The organism is Oscillatoria sp. CS-180 (assembly GCF_028330965.1).
In the GTDB taxonomy this organism is placed as follows: domain Bacteria; phylum Cyanobacteriota; class Cyanobacteriia; order Phormidesmidales; family Phormidesmidaceae; genus Halomicronema.
In genome coordinates, this window is the sequence record NZ_JAQMUB010000022.1 from 18,925 (window position 1) to 35,883 (window position 16,959).

General features: G+C 51.0%; 6 protein-coding genes. 4 read left to right on the top strand and 2 right to left on the bottom strand.

Features of this window, described 5'->3' with window-relative positions; translation table 11 throughout:
* Window positions 1-1,063 precede the first annotated feature (1,063 nt).
* The 4 genes from PN498_RS03760 (at window position 1,064) to PN498_RS03775 (ending at window position 13,232) form a co-directional block, all read left to right on the top strand.
* On the top strand, window positions 1,064-10,387 hold the full coding sequence (locus tag PN498_RS03760) for a VCBS domain-containing protein (protein ID WP_272061344.1): 9,324 nt from the start codon (window positions 1,064-1,066) through the stop codon (window positions 10,385-10,387).
* Between the two features lie 692 nt (window positions 10,388-11,079).
* A complete protein-coding gene (locus PN498_RS03765) occupies window positions 11,080-11,439 on the top strand; it encodes an SH3 domain-containing protein (RefSeq protein ID WP_272061345.1) in 360 nt (119 codons plus the stop codon).
* A 604-nt stretch (window positions 11,440-12,043) separates the two neighbouring features.
* Window positions 12,044-12,457: a NifU N-terminal domain-containing protein gene (locus PN498_RS03770; RefSeq protein WP_272061346.1), complete on the top strand. Its 414-nt coding sequence runs from the start codon at window positions 12,044-12,046 to the stop codon at window positions 12,455-12,457.
* Window positions 12,393-13,232: a virulence factor gene (locus tag PN498_RS03775; protein WP_272061347.1), complete on the top strand. Its 840-nt coding sequence runs from the start codon at window positions 12,393-12,395 to the stop codon at window positions 13,230-13,232. Before PN498_RS03770 ends, PN498_RS03775 begins: the two co-directional genes overlap by 65 nt.
* 11 nt (window positions 13,233-13,243) lie before the next feature.
* On the opposite strand, the gene PN498_RS03780 is transcribed toward PN498_RS03775, so the two are convergent.
* Window positions 13,244-15,112 (bottom strand): S9 family peptidase, encoded by a 1,869-nt coding sequence (locus PN498_RS03780; protein ID WP_272061348.1) that lies wholly within the window; start codon window positions 15,110-15,112, stop codon window positions 13,244-13,246.
* A gap of 91 nt (window positions 15,113-15,203) precedes the next feature.
* Window positions 15,204-16,619, bottom strand: coding sequence for a circularly permuted type 2 ATP-grasp protein (locus PN498_RS03785; protein ID WP_272061349.1), 1,416 nt, complete (start codon window positions 16,617-16,619; stop codon window positions 15,204-15,206).
* Window positions 16,620-16,959: the final 340 nt, after the last annotated feature.

Consider the following 16,959-nt stretch of genomic DNA (forward strand, 5'->3'; position numbering starts at 1 on the left):
CGTGATTTTTTCGTATTTGTTGGGAATAAATCAGTTTGGCAGTATCAGATTGTGATTCACAATCACCCACTGCTGAGGCTGACTTGATGATGTAACTCAGAATATGCTGCATGTGCCCCCTCCTGAGTTCCCGGTTGAAAATTCTGAATTGTTAGGGCTAGTTTTTGGACCCTAAAAGCAGCAGCGATTTTAAAAGTCAGTTTCTCAGTTGTTTGATGTCGTTTTCCCCTTATCTAATAGAGCAAATGAGGTTCTAATGCATTTACCCATGGTGTGTCTTGCCTGTGGCTGCATGTCGGCTAATGTCCAACAACGCCGTTATGCAGGTGATCTTCTCAAGACATTTCAAATAGCTCCCTTTAAGAGATGGAGAAGGGTAGCAAACACCGGGCCAATGACTTATTTGCATCATGGCCTCATTAAGTAAGTTTCTTTGTGCCTGCCACATTGAATAATCAAATAGCATTTGAAGGTTATCAATACCGAATAAATGGTTTCAGTTCTTTAACTGCGACAGGAAAAGGTGTACTGAATTAAATTCGCAAACTATTGAATTAGCCGATTCTGTTGGTTAACAGTCAACGTGTCAATCTCTACCCTGCCCCCTCAAGACTCAATGGTTGAAAAGCTAAACTCTAGAGATTGATATTTTGACAGTATTGGGAATCAGGCCGGTGAAAGCAATGCATTTGCCGTACTTCTTTTCCTGATTGTTAATACAAAAACTTGGCGAGCTTAAGATCTTCAAGAACATGAAGCTCGCTTTGAGCGCATTCTAAAAGATCTGCGAATTTGAGTCACTAAACCTCAAAAGTGCTTTGTTGCCTTTCCCAACGACCTGTCTAGTACCTACAGCAGAAATAGACTCACCATTCAAAACATTGGGAAAGCCCATCTGCCTTAGTTTTGAATTTTGAATTTTGAATTTTGAATTTTGCATTCCACGTAGCGGTACTAGTACTGAGTCATTTCCACTGTTTTATTTCACTGCTATCTGCCGTTTTTCGTTCCATTACTGAGTTGCTTTCAGCTCGGCTTTTCACTCGCGACTAGGATTCCAATAATGTCTCAGACAGTTCAAGCTTTCGTTTTTGTTGATGCTAATGTTTCCGACATTCAGCACCTCATTAGCGGTGTTCAACCCGGTTATCACATTCACGTACTCGGTTCTGATCAGGACGGCGTCGCCCAAATTAATGCTGTCCTTCACGCTGCACCTGCTGCTGTTCAACGGGAAATCCACATCATCTCCCACGGTGCTCCTGGGAGCCTTGCTTTAGGCAATACCTACCTCAGTCTTTCGACGCTGGACCAATACGCCTCGGTCCTCAAGACTTGGTTCCCCTCGTCAACATCTCTACTACCCCATCACTTTTCGGCTCTCTATCTCTACGGTTGTCATGTTGCTGCGGGAGATGCTGGAGAAGAATTCATGGCTAAGTTGCGGAAGCTGACTGGCGCCGCGATCGCCGCCAGCACCTCCCCGGTCGGGAACGCAGCAAAGGGGGGGAGCTGGCATTTAGATACCGTTGTGGGGGGAGCCAAGCAGCCAGCGGCGATCGCCACCAGCGCTCAACAAACCTACGCGGGTGTTTTTGCCGATGTTGTTACCGATGTTTCTACTCCTGGCTCCATTCCAGATAATGACACCGTTAATGGTTTAGAGATTGACTTTGATCTGACCGGACAGCCTGCTGGCTTTACCGTCGAAGACATTACGCTGGGACTGAACCTCGATCATGCAAACCGGGGACAAATCAGGGTTGAGCTTCAAGCTCCTGATGGCACAACGGTCACCCTCATTGATTCAATCAGTGACGGTAACGATAATTTCGACATTCTGTTGGGAGATGCATTCGCTGGCCCCATTGATGACAACACCAACGATGTCACAGGGGCACCTCTGTACGATCGCCAAGCTAAACCCGACAATCCGTTCTCCGCTTTTCAAGGAAAAACCGTACAGGGTACTTGGAAACTCAGAATTTTCGACACTTCGTTTGGTATTGCAGGCACGTTTAATCAGGCCCGCCTCACGATTACCCCTGCGGATACCTCTAACGAACTCCCCGTTTTTAATGCTGTTCCTGATCCAGTCTCTTTTTCTGAAAACACAACTGATCCAGTTATCACAGTCACGGTGACTGACGCTGACAGCGACCCCATCTCATTTTTGACGCTGACCGGAGAAGACGCCAACCGGTTCATCCTGACAGATAACCAAGATGGCACCGCAACCCTTACACCGGGTTCGTCGTTTGACTTGGAAGGCGGCAGTAGTGACGATGGCGACGATGTCTACCAGGTGACTATCACAGCAACAGACAGCAAGGCTAACGTTGCCCAAGACGTCAATATTTCAATTGTCAACGCTAATGATCAGCCCTCTGGTAGTATCACGGTCACTAGCGACGGGTCTCCCGGTTTCCAATCAGGGGATACGCTGACTGCGATGCCTTCGATCGCTGATCAGGATGGCACCACGACTGCCAGCTTCAACTATGAGTGGGAAGCTTCAGCAGACGGCGTGAGCGGTTGGACCTCTCTGAATGCTCCCGATCAGAACACCTATGTGTTGTCTGCGGCGGACGTGGGCAAATTTGTCCGTGCCGTGGTTAGCTATACCGATGATGGCGGCTTTGCGGACAACGAACTATCGAGCGCGGCGACCGAACAGATTACGGGGGTTCCGAATGACCCGCCCGTCTTCAACGCTGTCACACCTGAAGACTTTGTAGAAAACACCACGGGCACAGCTGTTACCGCGAGCGCCAGCGACTCTGATACGCCGATCACGTATTCCTTAGATTCAGCGATCGCTGACAATGCGCTCTTCAATATCGACGGTTCTACTGGGGCCGTGACGTTTCTGGCATCACCTGACTTCGAAGCCCCTCAGGATGCCAACCAAGACAACGGCTATGAGATTCAGGTCAAGGCTACTGATGATCTGGGGGCCAGCAGCGTTCAAGACATCACCATTAACGTCGTCGATGGGAATGATATTCCGGCTAACCAGAGCAGCGTGCTGAACAGCACCGTTCCCTCTTTAGAAGACCATGACTATATTTTCTCGGCTCAAAACGGCAATGCTTTGACCATTGATGATGCCGATGCCAACGACTCGTTTAGGGTCGTGCTGTCCGTACCCAGCGATCAGGGTGTGATTACGTTGGGCAACAGTGAAGGCATCAGCGTCATCAACGATGGCACGAACGTGGTGACTATCCTCAACGCCACTCAGTCTCAGGTCGCTGCTGCCTTAGAGGGGACAAAATACACGCCTCCAGCTAATTTCGTCGGCTCTGTGACGATGACCGTCAGCGTTGCCGATAGTGCCCAGCTCTCTGACGAAGACACCATCACGTTTGATATTCAAAATGTGAATGACCCGGCAGTCATCACGGGTGATTTCTCCGGCAGTGTTGTTGAGGACAGTCAGGAATCGGCGACTGGAACACTGTCAGCTTCCGACATTGACGATGGCGAATCTGGTGCATTCACGCCCATCACCAATGAAGCTGGAAACCACGGTACTTTTTCCATCACGTCTAACGGGCAATGGCAATACACTTATAACGACGAGTTGCCTGGTGGTGCCTCCGCAACGGATAGCTTCACCGTGACGACGGATGACGGTACGACCGCAACGATTGATATCAGTGTTGCTGGTGCTAATGATATCCCGGTCATCACAGGCGACACCGATGTCTCAGGCATTAAGGAGAATGACACCTCCTTTGCAACCGGAGAGCTAACGGTAACGGATGCAGATGGCGAAGCTGAATCCGCCTTCATGACCCAGTCCAATGAACCCGGCACGTACGGATTTTTCTCCCTCTCTGCCAACGGAAAGTGGACCTACATTCTGGACAACAGCCGTTCCGCCACGGCAGCGATCGCTGAGGGGGCCATTAAGCAAGACGTTTTTGAGATCAAGACGGCAGACGGCACCGCTCAATCCTTCACGGTGAATATTGAAGGCACGGACGATGCCCCTACCATTACGGGTGACTTTAGCGGTGCGGTCAAGGAAGACACGGTTCTGTCCGCAACAGGGACTCTGATTGTCGAAGACGTGGATGAAAATGAGTCCTTCTTCCAGCCCATTACGTCTAGCGATGGTGCCGCAACGGGAACTTACGGCACGTTCACCATTGACGCCAATGGGGGCTGGAGCTATGTGCTGGATAGTTCACCCGCAGTCAATGCCCTACCAGAAGGCACGACTAAGACCGACTCCTTCACGGTAACCACAACGGACGGTACCACCAGAACCGTTTTAGTGTCGGTTGAAGGGACCAACGATGGCGCTACGATCAGCTTACAGAACGGCGATAGTCAGGCTCAAACCATTACCGAAGATGATACGGCTCCCGTCACAGGAACCCTTTCTGTCTCGGATGCTGACACTGACGAGGCAGTTTTCCAAGTCGTTGAAGATGCTGCTGGAAGTTATGGCACGTTCTCCATGGAATCCAGCGGGAACTGGTCTTACCAACTCGATCAAGCGGTTGACAGCCTGCCGGCGGGTGCTTCAGAAACCGAAGTTTTCACCATCGATTCCAAGGACGGCACGGCGACTGAAACGATCACCATCACTATTGACGGTGTTAATGATGACGCCACGATTAGTAGCGATGGTCCTGGCGAAAGCAAGATTGGAGAGGTGACCGAGGATGTCTCGCTAACGGCAACAGGGCGTTTATCGATCACCGATCTGGATGCTGGCGAAGCGGGGTTTGTGGCACTGACTGATGAGAGCAGCGACAGCGGCTATGGCACCGTTTCGGCAGATGCAGCGGGCAACTGGACGTACGCTCTCGACAATCAGCAAGCTGCCGTACAGAATTTGGGAGCAAGCGACACGTTAACCGACTCGTTTGTGATGACCTCGCTGGATGGAACCCAAAGTGAGACCATCACCATCACGGTTCGAGGCGTGAACGATGCCCCTGTTGTGAGTGAGGCGATCGCGGCTTCCTTCACCGAAGATGAGGCAGGCCCCTTCACCGTTGATCTCCTCGCAGGTGCTTCGGATATTGATAGCAAAGGCATCTCTGTAACCAACTTGACTCCTAGCGAGACGGTTCCAGGAATTGAAGTCAGTGGCAGCGACCTTAAGGTGTCTCCTACGGCCTATGACGCTTTAGCCGAGGGAGAAACGAAAGTTGTTTCCTACGCCTACGACATCGTGGACGGCGACGGGGGCAGCACGCCTCAAACAGCAACCATCACCTTCAAGGGTGTCAATGATGCTCCTGTGGCTGGCCCACTGATTGATAAAACGGTCACTGAATCAGACGATGCCTTTACCGTCGATCTCACTAGTGTGGTCACTGACTCTGATACAAACGATACCTTAGTTGCAAACTCTATCAACCTGACGAGTGGCGATGCCAAAGGGGTTTCTGTTTCGGGGAGTTCTTTACAGGTGAACCCCAACGCCTACGATGATTTGGGTGCAGGGGATAGTGAAGTCATTGTCTACACCTATCGCGTGACTGACGGGATTGAAGTTGTCAAAGACCTGACCGCAACCGTAACGGTCTCCGGCGAGAACGATGTTCCCGTCATCAGCGGTAACACTAGCGGCAGCGTGACTGAGGATGTTGTTGACAAAAACGATGATCTGACGGTCTCCGGGAGCCTAACAATTAGCGACCCAGACGCAGGTGAAAGCGAGTTTCAAACCACTGTCGCTGGAGGTACCTATGGCAGTCTGACTATTGATGCCAGCGGCAACTGGAATTACGCCGTTGCGAACAGCAACTCCGACATCAGTGCTTTGGGCGCAGAAGATACTCTAACGGACACCTTTACCGTCACCAGCAAAGACGGAACCGAGACCCAGGACATTGTCATCACCATTCAAGGAGCCAGTGACTCAGCATCGGTTAGCGGTGTCTCAACCGGAACCATTACCGAAGATGCCTTTCCGAGCACGCTGCTGGTCAACGGTCAGCTAACGGTCAATGATACGGATACGGGTGAGGCTGAGTTTAAGCCAGACACCCATGTAGGCAACTACGGTACGCTGACGATCGCTAAAGACGGCCTCTGGGAATATAGTGCCGACAATACTCAAACGGCCATCCAGTCCCTGCCGGGGGCACGGGGAGGAGACCCCGCTGGCGAATTAGTCGAAACCATCACGGTTGAAACGGTAGACGGCACAACTGCCGATATTCAAGTCACCATCACTGGGGTCGATGATGCGTCTAACGTCAGTGGTACGAATAGCGGTGATGTGACTGAGGACCAATCAGTTGATCAAGGTAACCTGATCACCACTGGACAGCTGACAATCACCGATGTTGACTCTGGAGAAGATGTCTTCATTGCTGGAAGTGCCACTAAAGTGGGTAGCGCGATCGGTAATCTGACAATCGAGGCAAATGGGGCTTGGACCTACACTGTCGATAATGCCGCCACCGAGATTCAAAATTTGACGGTGGGTGAAACCCTTGACGAAGTGTTTACCGTCAAGAGCTTTGATGGGACCGAGACGAATGTGACGATCACCATCAACGGTACGGATGATGCCGCCACTATCGACGGTGATACGGTTGGCTTTGTTATTGAGGACGAGCAAACTCCCGCCACGGGTAACTTGACTATTACTGATCCTGATTCTGCTGGGCAGGAGTTTCAGGTCATCAACTCAGGCGACTCAGCAGGACAGGGAACCTACGGCAATTTTGAAATTGACGCATCCGGTAGCTGGACCTACACGCTAGATGATGCTAAGGCTGCCACTGATGCCCTGACCGAGGACGACACTGTCAGTGACATCTTTGAAGTTTCTGCGTTAGATGGCACAAGTGAAACTGTCAAAATCAGTGTCTTTGGGGCCAATGATGCGCCTGCTCCCAATGATTCCTTCACTCCCCTCCTGAACATCAGTGCGGTTGAAGACAAGGAACTTAAAAACATTCCTCGGCGGTTGTTTACAGAGGGATTTACTGATCCGGAGGGCGACCCTATTTCTGTTGTTCCGGTAGGCGGCAATCCATTCATCGATAGTGCCGCAGGGACGCTGGTTGATAACGGTAATGGGACCTTCACCTTCACCCCAACTCAGGACTTCAGTGGAGATGTGACCGTCACCTATGCCGTCACGGATGGAGAGAATAGCTCTGCCCCCATCACAGGCACCTTCACAGTTGCCCCGGCGAACGATGCTCCAGTGACGAAAGATGGTCCCACGGACACTGTTCCGAACACGGATGAAGATACTGCTAGCACGTTTGATATTACCAAGCTAACCAACGGGTTCACGGATGTTGATGGCGACAGCCTGAGCGTCACCAACCTGAACCTTAGCAGCGGCAGCGGCAGCATTGTAGATAACGGGAATGGAACGATTACGTTTACACCCGCGCAAGACTTCAATGGTCCTGTAACCCTCACCTATACGGTTACGGATGGACAAGGTGGCAACGTAACGGGCGTCACACAAGACTTTGAGGTGTCTGCCGTTAACGACAATCCTACCGGTTCTCCTGATCCAACGCTGATTGGAGATGCGGCAGAAGATGCGCCATTCACCATTGATCTGAGTGCCTTAACTGCGGGCTTCACGGATGTTGATGGCGACACGCTGAAGATTACGAGCCTGTTTGCTGATATTGGTACGGTCTCAGACGTTGGCGATGGCTTAGGACCGTTCACCTACACGCCTATCGAAAACTATGTTGGCCCTGTGGAGTTGACGTACTCGATTACGGACGGTAACGGCGGCAAGGTCAACAATCAGAGACTCACGTTCGACGTAATCGCCGCCAACGATGCCCCTGAAGGTTTGCCTACTGGAACGATTGCAGATGGCCTGGAAGATACGCCCCATACTATCGATAACAGCGTATTGGTAGAGGGCTTTGAAGATACCGATGGTGATGCTCTGTTCGCGATCGCGGTCCAACCCTCTGTCTCCGGCGATGCTCCCACAGGCACAATCAAGAACAACGAAAACGGGACCTTCACCTATACCCCTGCTGAGAACTTCAACGGCGAAGTCACCCTGACCTATCGGGTCACCGACAACAACGGCGGCAACACCGAAGAAGTTACCCGGTCCTTCACAATCCAGCCTCAGAATGATGCGCCTGTAGGCGGTCCCCTCACGGCGGAAATCACCGGAACTGATGAGGATGTGCCGCTGGATATTGTGGCCTCTGACCTGCTGAATGGTTTTAGCGACATTGATGGTGATGAGCTGACAGTAGAAAATCTGACAGTCTCTTCAGGATCTGGGGCTATCACTCTGCAAGAGGGAGGCTATCGCTTCACCCCAGCCGATGGATTCACTGGAACCGTCACTCTGACCTATGACGTGTCGGATGGCGAAGCTGAGATTGCAGGTGTCACGAGAACCTTCGAGGTCGGGCTAGTTAATGATGCGCCAACCGGAACCGTTAGCATCAGCGGTTCACCCGAGGAAGACACCACGCTAACGGTGAACACCAGCGGGTTGGAAGATGCCGACGGTCTGTCGAACGCTGTGTATACCTACCAGTGGCAGAGGGCGTCTGCGGTCGGCGATGCCCCCGGCGACGATTGGCAAAATATTGAAGGGGCCGTTGGAGAGACCTTCACCCCAGGGGATGCTGAAGTCGGCTTCTTCCTACGGGCGATCGTCAGCTATCAAGATGATGCTGGTTTCTCGGAAACGGTTGAGAGTGAGCCAACCGTGCAGGCGATCAGCAATGTCAATGATGCCCCCACTGGCAGCCCCACTGGGACGCTTCCGGCAGGCACCGAAGACACACCTGTCACGCTTCTCAGTGCCAATCTGCTGGAAGGATTTGTCGATGTTGATGGGAATGAAACGCTATCGGTTACTGATCTCACGGCGACCAACGGAGCGATCAGTGCCGATGGTGACAACTTCGTCTTCACTCCGGATGCTGATTATGCTGGCCCAGTGACACTGACGTACGCCGTTCAGGATGATGCTGGTGAAAAGCTAGAGAATCAGTCCCTCACGTTTAACATTGACAACGTCAACGATGCGCCGACGGTCAGTGCACCGATTGAGGGTGTGGTAACGGAAGATGACGCGCTCTTTGCTTTGGATCTGCTACAGAACGCGGCAGATATTGATGATGAGGTCTTGAGCGTTAATCTGACGCTGCCTGAGGACAGTGTTGGGGTCACTTTGAACGGTACCAATCTCGACATTGATCCAGGTGCCTATGATTCGTTAGCTGAGGGAGACAGCAAAATCCTGACCTTTAACTACAGCATCGCTGATGCTGCCGGTGACTCTGTGCCTCAGACCGCAACGGTCACCATCAACGGACTCAATGATGCACCTGAAGGGGAAGCCACTGGCGTCATTTCCACCTCACTTCAGGATTCAGCGCGGACCATCAGTTCTACTACTCTGATCGGAGGATTCTTCGATATCGATGAAGGTGACTTCTTGAGTATTGAGAATGTCACTGCGGATACGGGGGCGATCGCCACCGGCGAAAACGGCAACTTTGTCTTCACGCCAGAGGCCGGCTATGTCGGCACTGTTGAGCTGAATTACGAGGTCACCGATGGCGTCAGCAGCCTCGCGGCGAAACAATCCTTTGAGGTGAAGTCGGATCAAATACCCCCCGTTGTCTTCAACATGCAGCAGTATGTTCGATTCAACTTACTAGACGAGGGCGTTGCCTACGCAGGGCCTGCACTGGACTTGTCCGTTGGCGGCATTGCCCTATCAGCCATCTTTGATGAGACCTATTACCTTAGTCAATACCCGTCTGTTTCAGCAGCCGTTAACTCGGGAGCCTTCAGTAGTGGATTTGAGCACTTCGTAAACTTCGGTTTGGCAGAGGGCCGCAACCCCAGCTACTACTATGACGAAGCGTTCTATCTAGATCAAAATGCCGATATTGCGGCGGCAGTTGAGGACGGCAGCTTTGAAAGCGGGCTGCTTCACTATCTGCAATTTGGGCATAAAGAATTCCGGGCAGCTAGCAAAGTCTTTGACTTCAATGACTATGTCAATAACCATTCCGATATCTCTGATGCCATCAAGGCGGGGCAAATCGGCAGTGGGTTTGAACACTATGTTGAAAATGGTGCCGCTGAGGGTAGGATGCCTGGCTTGCTCTATGAGGAGGCGTTCTATCTGAGCCAAAATCCAGACGTTGCCGAAGCTGTTAATATTGGTGCCTTCCAATCAGGCTACGAGCACTATGTCTTTTCGGGGCAGAAAGAAGGTCGTAATCCAGGCCCCCTCTTCAATGAGGCAGCCTATCTAGGATCTAACCCGGATATTGCGAATGCTGTTGCAGAAGGCGCCTTCTCTAGTGGTATGGAGCACTTCATCCGATTTGGCCGAGCTGAAGGTAGACCTCAATTCACCCCTGAAAATCTAGATGATTTTTAGGTAAGGCGATCGCTCCCATTCCAAAAATGGGAGCAGAGAATCTTAATCAAAGTAGCAATGCTCACATTGCGTTACGTCTGGCAAAGATTCTCGATTTAACTGCTGATGCAGGTCATAAAGAACATTTAGAGAGTGGAAGTTGTACTTTTGTCCAACTTCCGCTCTTTTTTTCTTGAGTACCGTCTGAGCTGCACAGAGGAACGGACGGACTGCTATTAGGCCCTTGTCGAAAACAGCAACAGGATGAGTCAAACCCTTCTACAGCAACAATCTAGCGCTCAAAATGGTCCCAAACTATGGGACTACAGCGATACAGAATGGCTAACTGGTGCAGTGAGGCTGATATTGTGTCCTAAAACGGCCCCCTGATGGAGGATATTAGACTCAAACACCGCTCGCTGAAGGGTTTTCGGAGCCTACGATACGTCAGCCCCTATGTCACGAAAACGCTATTTTGAGCGCCACAATCTTTAAGCAAATATTTTGGAAAAGCTAGCAAACTGACTTTTCCTGAAGTTTTATCTAAATTGGAATAAATAGTTCTTCTGAAGTTTTATCTGAACATAACTGATTTTTTTGATAATGACTTTTTTATGATAAAAAGTCATCTTTTTAACAGAGATAAGGCTACTTTTTCTTGCAGGAAAAAGTACATCTGTTCGTTCCTTTCTTTGTTGTTTAGGTGATCTCAGATGAAAAAATTGCTGTTTGGTAGCGCTATTGTTTTTGCCAGTTTGATTGGTTTGGTAAGCGAGGTTCGTGCTGAAGTTCCTGTGCGCGCGGTCTGTTCACAGGCTACATGGACAGATGGCTACAACATTTGGGAAGTGATTCCCCTTTCACCCAGTCAGTATCGAACGGCATTCGTCATAGATGGACCTGTCAATGTGAGAGCAGGACTGGGTTATGATGCTGAAGTTCTCTTCACGTTGGACTCAGGTAATCGGGTTACGGTGACTGGAGAGGGATGGGATATGGACTGCAATCAATGGATGCGCATCCGTATCGGCAGTAACCTCTATTGGGTCCACGGTAACTACATAACCCCGTAATTGCTCTAGATCGCGACCTTCTGATGCTGAATGAAGTGTGCAAGGTGAAAGGATTTGCTTTGCACACTTCGCATTGCTTTAAATTTGCTAGCTCTGATTTTCAACGCTAACGTTGAACTTGAGAACACGAAAGATTTTAGATGGCTAAAGCTAACTTTAATTAATCTGATTCAAAAACAGCACCGCACGACCTTACTCTCTTTAATTTGAGCCTTCGTGACCCTGTTGAATCCAACTTTCGAGATGATGAACTCTCGTTGCTCGCTCTGAATAGTCAGCATCCATCAGCACCAGTTCAATTGCTTTTGGCAGACGCGAAATATAGCCGTCGCCAGTTCCCTTAGGACAAGACGGTGAGCCATCTGGCCTATGCCAAGCACCCGGATGCTATTGGGAATGCACAAACCTAGATGGCTACAGCTATATCAATCATGCCTTTCATTGCTTATCCCAAACTCACATGACCTACGAACCCGGGTCTACCGTCGCTCCTGCCAATGGGTCTTGATACCGGGAAACTGAATCACGAGGCCTGTAAGGTAAGCAATGCCCCAGTACACACACGGAGAGTTAGGGTGGGCATATCCTAAATTTTCATCACATCATGCAACTGCTCTCCATCGAAACCACCCCCAGCCCCAATTGCATCAAGCTCAACCTAGACGAAATTATTAGCCTCAAAGCGCTAACCGTCCAAAAAGGCAGCAGTGCACCAGATACTCCTGAAGTGGTCCAACAGCTGCTGACCATTGAGGGCGTACAGTCTGTCTTTGCGGTCCAAGACTTTATTACCCTAATTCGTCAAGGTAGTTCAGACTGGCAGCCCATTCTCATCAAAGCGGCTGAGACCATTGGAATAGCGGACAATGCAGATGATAAGCTCCTGACCCAAGTCGCCAAACCTGTCCAGTCCGTTGAAAACGAGGCCCGTATGCCCGGCTCAGATTTTGGGCATGGTAGAGGTGGTAATCCAGACGTTTCGCGGCATTCCGGTGCAGGTCAAGGCCACTGCAGCTGACGGGCAGCAGGCCCGCGTTTCCCTCCCGGAGCGATTTAGCCAGGCACTTCAGCGGGCTATCAGCGCAACGGGGGCTGACTATGTGGCAGAACGACGCTGGGAACCGTATCAGGCCCCGGTTGGTACACCAGATACGGTGGCTCAAGTAGTGGCCGATGAAATCGATAGTTTAGTCGACTCGGAAGAACTAGCCCGGATTGAAACTGCTGCTATAGCTAAGGGAACTGCCGACAATCTTCCTGACGATGGGACGCAGCAACAGAGGCTGGTAGCGGAATTGAGCCACCCTAATTGGAAACATCGGCTCAAAGCACTACAGCAGCTTGATGTTACTGCTGACAACTTTGCAGCTGTAGTTTCGCTGCTCAACGATGAGAAAAGTACTCTCCGCCGCTGGGCAGCAGCCCTGTTGGGAGCCAGTACTTTAGAAATTGCAGTTGCTCCTCTGTGTCATGTGGTGTGTCACGATCCTTCGGCAATGGTGCGTCGGATTGCTGGTGACGCCCTGAGTGATATTGGTGATGTCAGTGCCCTAGCAACGATGGCTGAGGCACTGACGGATGAATCCAAACTTGTGCGCTGGCGGGCGGCTCGATTTATGACAGAACTGGGTGATCAGACTGTGGTTGACGCTCTGCAACGAGCTGTGGACCAGGAATCTGAATTTGACGTGCGGGTGGAGATGGCGGCAGCTCTAGAGCGCATCGAAGGCGGTGGCGAGACCCAACTGCCCATGTGGATGCGGTTAACCCAAGCGACGAATCCGGATGTGTGAATTCATTGCTTTTATCTCACAACGCCGCTATGTCCAGCAACTTCAGCAGCAGGCTCGGCACGACCGCCGATATATTTCGCCAAAAACTCCTCGACAATGCCGTAGAAATGCAGGCGATTTTCTGGACGGGCAAATCCATGACCTTCGTCGGTGTAAAGCACATACTCGACAGGCTTGCCCGCTTGCTGCATAGCCTCAACGATTTGCTCACTTTCTGCTTCTTTGACGCGAGGGTCGTTGGCCCCTTGACCGATGAGCAACGGCTTCTCGATACGGTCCACAGAAAATAGGGGCGATCGCTCCTTGAGCATCTCCTCTTCGGTTTCAATATCACCAACACGGTGAGAAAACATCGCCATCATTGGTTGCCAGTAGGGGGGCACGCTGCGGATGAGCGTCAGTAAATTCGACGGGCCGACAATATCTACACCGCAGGCAAACACGTCTGGGGTAAAGGTTAAGCCTGCCAGCGTGGCATAGCCGCCATAGGAGCCGCCCATAATCGCAATTTTGGCGCGATCGCTAATACCCTGGTCACAAATCCAGTTCACTGCGTCGATGAGGTCATCGTGCATGGTTTTGCCCCACTGACGATTGCCCGCATTGACGAAATCTTTGCCGTAGCCTGTGGACCCTCGGAAGTTCACCTGCAGCACCGCATAACCCCGATTAGCGAGCCACTGCACCGGTGGATTCAGGCCCCACATGTCCCGTGCCCAAGGACCACCGTGAACAAAAAGCACTGTGGGCAAGTTCTTGGCTTCAACGCCAGTGGGCAGCGTTAGGTAGCCGTGAATGGTGAGACCGTCGCGGGCCTGATACTCAATCGGTGTCATAGCGGCCAATGCCAGATCTTCCAATTCCGGCTGATTGCTGAAGAGATAAGTCGTGGATTTGCTAGCGCGATCGTATTCGTAGTAATACACCGGACCATCATCAGTGAGGTAAGCGACCAGCCATTGGTCATCAGCGAGGGTGCGGGAGCCGATCGCGAATTGACCGGGTCGAACTTGGGATAGCGCCTCAAAATCTGGACGGATAGCTTCGTCGAGGATCGTCCATTCTTCTTTGTCTTTGTAGAAGGAAACGGCCTGAATGGTGCGCTCAGTGGGATGAGTTAAGACATTGCCGATATCGTATTGTGGGTCTTCGGCAATCACAGTTTCGGTTCGGTCGTCTAAATCAAGCGCGATGAAGCGCTGGGCATTGGCCTCGTGGGTGCCGACCAAATAGAGGGTTTGGCCATCTTTAGAAAAGCTGACCGCTCCCCCTTCATCATCGGGTCCCCAACGACGTAGGCTTTCCCAATCATCTGTGGGCGTGGCGCGATAAAGCAGTTCGGAGCCGCCATCGGGCGTAGCTGCGGTGGCAGCACGGATTTGGAACTGAGCATCCGCAGTCCAACCGACAATATTGCCGGGATTTTCAGTGTCGAGTTCGATTGCGCCAGTGGTGAGGTTAACCCGGTAGACATCAAACTTCTGACGGTCTTCAAGATTGAGACTGATCAGAACCAGGTCTGGAAAATCAGGATCAAGTTCAACCGGGTTTGCTTTAACCCCTTGGAAAGGGGTGAGATCGCGAACCATGCCAGTCACAATATCTACTAAATACAGATGGAAATTCTCGTCTCCATCGGCGTCTTGCAGGTAGATCAGTCGATTGTCCTGGTATGTCCAGAAATAGGCCCGAATACCGCGCTTTTTGTCTTGAGTAAGCTGGCGATCGCCGCTACTCGGATCCCGCAGCCACACCTGTAGCACGTTGTTATCGTCCGGGGCGATATAGGCCAGGTATTTGCCATCTGGCGACAGGCGGGGGCGGCTGCGCTGGGGGTTTCCGAAAAGAATAACGCGAGGAATCAGGGGCGGTAAGCTCATCGTGACCGTGACTTGAGGTTGTCTTTGCTGTTTCTATCTTGCCTTAGAAGGCTATCGCTGTGGTGCTGGAGATTGCACTGGACTTGTTAATCTATGCCAGAACCCAGGTGTCTTTTGCGCCGCCGCCTTGAGACGAATTCACGACAAGCTGACCTTTTTCTAGCGCAACCCGAGTTAAGCCGCCTGGATGAACATGGATGCGATCGCCTTGGTGTAACACATAAGGGCGTAAGTCCGTATGTCGCCCCTGCATAGAACCGTCGATCACAGTGGGAATCTGAGATAGAAAGATTGTTGGCTGAGCCATATAACCCCGAGGATTCTGACGGATTTTTTCAGCAAAATCAGCTCGCTCTTCTGCTGTGGAGTTGATACCTACCAGCATCCCTTCACCGCCCTCTGCACTGGCCGCCTTGACGACTAGCTCATCAAGATGGTCGAGTACGTAGGCCCGATCTTGCTCCCGCCAGCAGAGATAGGTCTCAACATTGGGAAGAATGGGATCTGCACTCAGGTAATAGCGAATGATGTCAGGAACGTAAGCATAAACAACCTTGTCGTCGCCAATGCCTGCACCAATGGTATTAGCCAAAGCCAATCGTCCTTTCTGGCACAGGTCCACAATAGCGGCGACACCATCAGGATACGGGTCGCCAGCGTTGAAAGCTTCAAACATTTCAGTGTCACCCCGGCGATAGGCTACGTCAATGCGATGGAGACCGCGATCGCTTTGGTAATGTAAATAGTCATCTTGCAGAACGAGATCCTGAGGGGTCACCAGAGCAATACCCATTTGCTCTGCTAGTTCCGCGTGCTCAGAATAGGCTGAACTGCAAGGACCCGGTGTGATTAGCGCTTGGTTTTCGTTTGCAGAGGGAGCAACGTTGTCCAAAACCTGCTTCAACTGCTGGGCGTAATCATTAACTGGGCTAGGCCGGAAAGTTTTGATCATGTCGGGTATTACATGCTCCATGGCCTGACGATTCTTGAGCACGTAGGCAATACCGGAGGGTACGCGCAGATTATCTTCCAGAACACACCATTTACCATCCCCATTGCGAACTAGGTCAATACCGCTGATGTGGCACCAGATATCTCCGGGAGGCTTCATGCCAATGCAGTCTTTTCTAAATCGAACTGCTGATTCAATCACCTCTCTAGGAATGACGCCATCTTGTAGGATTTTTTGGTCCCCATAAACGTCAGCGCAAAACTGGTTGAGTGCAGTAACGCGCTGTTGCAGTCCTGAATTCAACGTTTGCCATTCTGTCGCACTAATAAGTCGAGGTAGTGGATCAAACGGCAAAACTCGCTCTTCACCTTCAAAACTGAACGTCGCACCTAGTTCTCTCAACACGTCTTCAGCAGCAGCTTTGATGTCTGGAAGATTGTACGAAGTTTGCTGTTGAAACCATTCCAAAATAGGTTTTGCTTCAGCACGCGGTTGTCCAGGTGACACAAAGTATTCATCGAACTTACTTTCGGGCACATAGGTATCAAAGTTCATAGTCTTTTGTTGGATGGAAAACACATGTAAGCAGATTCTTTAAAAACGAAAATGAGAAGGCTGGATGCTGTAAGAGGTCTATGCCGCAGGTGAGACGGACACTATTCTCTGCTATTACTCAACGACCCTTTTACCCTTGGTCGCAGGTGAAATTCTGGTTTATTTTGATGACGGGTTCATCTTGCGATCGAAGTAAATTGGCCCAGCTTTTCAAAGAACTGTCATCGAGAATTGACAATACGTCCCGTGATCAACGAGAAGCTGTGGGAGACTAGGCACACTACGGCAGAAATAGGCTCACCCTGTAAAATGCTCGGAAAACTTATCTGCCTTAGTTTTG

Bases quoted from the DNA above. Each gene is read 5' to 3' on its own strand.
- PN498_RS03765 (WP_272061345.1), top strand. From the start codon at position 11,080: ATGAAAAAATTGCTGTTTGGTAGCGCTATTGTTTTTGCCAGTTTGATT.
- PN498_RS03785 (WP_272061349.1), bottom strand. From the start codon at position 16,619: ATGAACTTTGATACCTATGTGCCCGAAAGTAAGTTCGATGAATACTTT.
- PN498_RS03760 (WP_272061344.1), top strand. From the start codon at position 1,064: ATGTCTCAGACAGTTCAAGCTTTCGTTTTTGTTGATGCTAATGTTTCC.
- PN498_RS03775 (WP_272061347.1), top strand. From the start codon at position 12,393: ATGGTAGAGGTGGTAATCCAGACGTTTCGCGGCATTCCGGTGCAGGTC.
- PN498_RS03780 (WP_272061348.1), bottom strand. From the start codon at position 15,112: ATGAGCTTACCGCCCCTGATTCCTCGCGTTATTCTTTTCGGAAACCCC.
- PN498_RS03770 (WP_272061346.1), top strand. From the start codon at position 12,044: ATGCAACTGCTCTCCATCGAAACCACCCCCAGCCCCAATTGCATCAAG.